At 62.5% G+C, this 2,582-nt stretch carries 3 protein-coding genes; all 3 read left to right on the top strand.

The window, feature by feature from the left end; translation table 11 throughout:
• Window positions 1–30: 30 nt before the first annotated feature.
• Window positions 31–426, top strand: a complete 396-nt coding sequence (locus QT222_RS02645; RefSeq protein WP_004059966.1) for a DUF7975 family protein — start codon at window positions 31–33, stop codon at window positions 424–426.
• 118 nt (window positions 427–544) lie between these two features.
• The gene (locus QT222_RS02640) at window positions 545–1,495 is read left to right on the top strand and encodes an alpha/beta fold hydrolase (protein WP_491476214.1); all 951 of its coding nucleotides are present in this window, start codon (window positions 545–547) and stop codon (window positions 1,493–1,495) included.
• A gap of 330 nt (window positions 1,496–1,825) precedes the next feature.
• A partial coding sequence (locus QT222_RS02635) for an AIR synthase related protein (RefSeq protein WP_491476213.1) occupies window positions 1,826–2,582 on the top strand: 757 nt, incomplete at its 3' end.

Here is a 2,582-nt window from a genome sequence, read left to right as displayed (position 1 = left end):
TTTTTGTACCGAGCGGGTGTAGCCACGTTCATGACTCGATTCGAGGCCGACACATCCCGTGAGCGCCGGAAACTCTTCGCCGACGCCGTCGAGGCCCACCGCAACCGCGGGAGCGCCTTTCTCACTATCGAGGCGGAACGCAACCCGGACCTCGACGGCGAGGGTCCCGGGCCGTGGATTCAGTTCTCCGAACGGACGTTCAATATGGACGTGACCGACGAGGAACTCGACCGCCTCAAGGACCTGCTCTCGGAGTTCCCCGAGTTCCGTATCGACCAACTCGAAAGTCCAGACGAGGCTGAGGGGACAAACGTCCGAATCACCGCGCGTTCGGATGCGAATCGACTCGCCGGATTCGCAGATCGCGTCTTCCAGGCAGTCTATAGCCGCGAAGAGGACTACCGCGCGTGGGTCACCGCCATCTGACACGGACGGGACGGACGCCTCCGGACGAACCAAACGAACGCCACGTTTATCCGGCGAATGTTAAGGCCTTGGCCCGCTCGCCGGGGTACATTTGTCTCTCGCCTGCGTAGCGGTGGGTATGTCGGATCAATCTGGGCTGGCGTGCGATGACGTACAGTTGCTCGTCGAGACGACTGGTCGCCGTATCGACGTGGGTGATGTGACGCTCCACGCCGTCGAAGCAGGGCCGGAAGACGGAGAGTTAGTCGTCCTGCTTCACGGGTTCCCCGAGTGTTGGTACGCCTGGGCCGACTACCTTCGCCCGCTTACAGACGCGGGCTACCGGGTTGTCGTCCCGGACCAGCGTGGATACAACCTGAGCGACCATCCCGAGGGTATCGAGTGGTACAGTATCGACGAACTGGCCAGTGATATCGTCGGCCTGCTCGATGCACTCGACCGTGAGAAAGCACACATCGTCGGCCACGACTCGGGGGCCGCTGTCGCGTGGTGGACCTCGCTTCACCATCCAGACCGGGTGCGGTCACTCACGACGATAAACGTCCCGCATCCGACGGTTTTTGCTCGGCACCTCAAGCGCGACCCGGCACAGCAACTCCGCAGTTGGTACATGCTGTTCTTCCAAGTTCCGAAGCTTCCGGAACTTATCGCACCCCTCGGCGACTGGGCCGTCCTGGAGCGGACGATGACCGACTCCGCGCTTCCAGGAACATTCTCGACGGCGGAGCTTGAGCACTACCGGTCGGCGTGGTCCGTTCCCGGAGCGTATCAGTCGATGGTCAACTGGTACCGGGCCGCCGTTCGAGAGCGCCCACAGCCGAGAACCGAGACGGTCGAGGTTCCGACACTTGTCGTCTGGGGGTCCCGTGACCGCTTCCTCCGGTCGAAGATGGCAAGAGAGAGCCTATCGTTCTGTTCTGACGGCCATCTCCGGATGTTCGACGAAGCGACACACTGGGTACACCACGAAGAGCCAGTGGCCGTCGCCCGCGCAATCATCGAGCACGTCGACGATGCGTGGCGGACACCGAACAACACCCCCGACGAGACGAGTCATCGTCCGGTCTAACGTTCGTGACACGTCGACACCCCGAATCCGGCAATATTTGTCGGTGTCTAAATTCAACTATATAGGTCCATCGAGGGGACTTAGCGAGGTTCTTGTACGTCCGGCCTTCAAATCGGAGTGACGCGGTTGCAGTCCGGTGGTGGGACGTTCCATACTCCTTCGAACCGTCTCCGCGTCTTCTTCATGAGCAGGGACGGGGGACCGTCCCACTTTCACTCGCCGAGTCACTACACCGGCGCTTGGTGGTCCCTCCGTTGCATTGGCCCCGTCTGACCTGCCCGCCCTCGGCGGATGGGTACGTTCTTACTCGCGGCCACCTCACTTCGGGATATGACCGACCTCGGAAAGGTCGACCGTGACTTCTTTGATGAGTACATCTACCCGCGACTCGGTGCCACCCGGGACGACGTGGCGCTCGGTCCGACTCACGGCGTCGACTTCGGCCTCCTCGACATCGACGGAACAGCGGTTGCACTGGCGACAGACCCGGTATCAGTCCTCCCGGCACTCGGATTCGAGCGAGCAGGCCGGTTCGCTATCGACATTGTCCTCTCCGATATCGCCGTTTCAGGTCTCGACCCGTCACATCTCGCCATCTCGTTTACGCTCCCGCCAGAGATGACGGACGCGGAGTTTGCCGAACTCTGGGCTGCGATGCACGACGAGGCCGAAGACCTCGGTGTGAGTATCGTCACCGGTCACACCGCCCGCTATTCGGACTGTTCGTACCCGTGGGTCGGCGGCGCAACCGCCCTCGCGGTCGGCGACCACGACGACGTTGTTCGCCCGGACGGCGCACGCCCGGGCGACGATGTGCTCGTGACGAAAGGCCCCGCTGTCGAGACGACTGGTCTCTTGACGACGCTCTTTCCCGACGGCTTCGACGGACTCGGCCCCGACACCCTCGAAATCGCACAGGAACGACTCGACGAAACCGACGCCGTCCGCGACGCCATGACTGTCTCGGCCGCGGGCGGACACGGTGTCCACGCGATGCACGACGCCACCGAGTGCGGCGTCCACGGTGCCCTCAACGAGATTGCAGGGAGTGCGGGCGTCCAACTGGAAATCGACGAATCGAGTATTC

It is taken from the genome of Haloferax sp. s1, assembly GCF_058382125.1.
The sequence above is the reverse complement of the archived record's forward strand: the minus strand, read 5'-3'. Positions and strand labels throughout refer to the sequence as shown.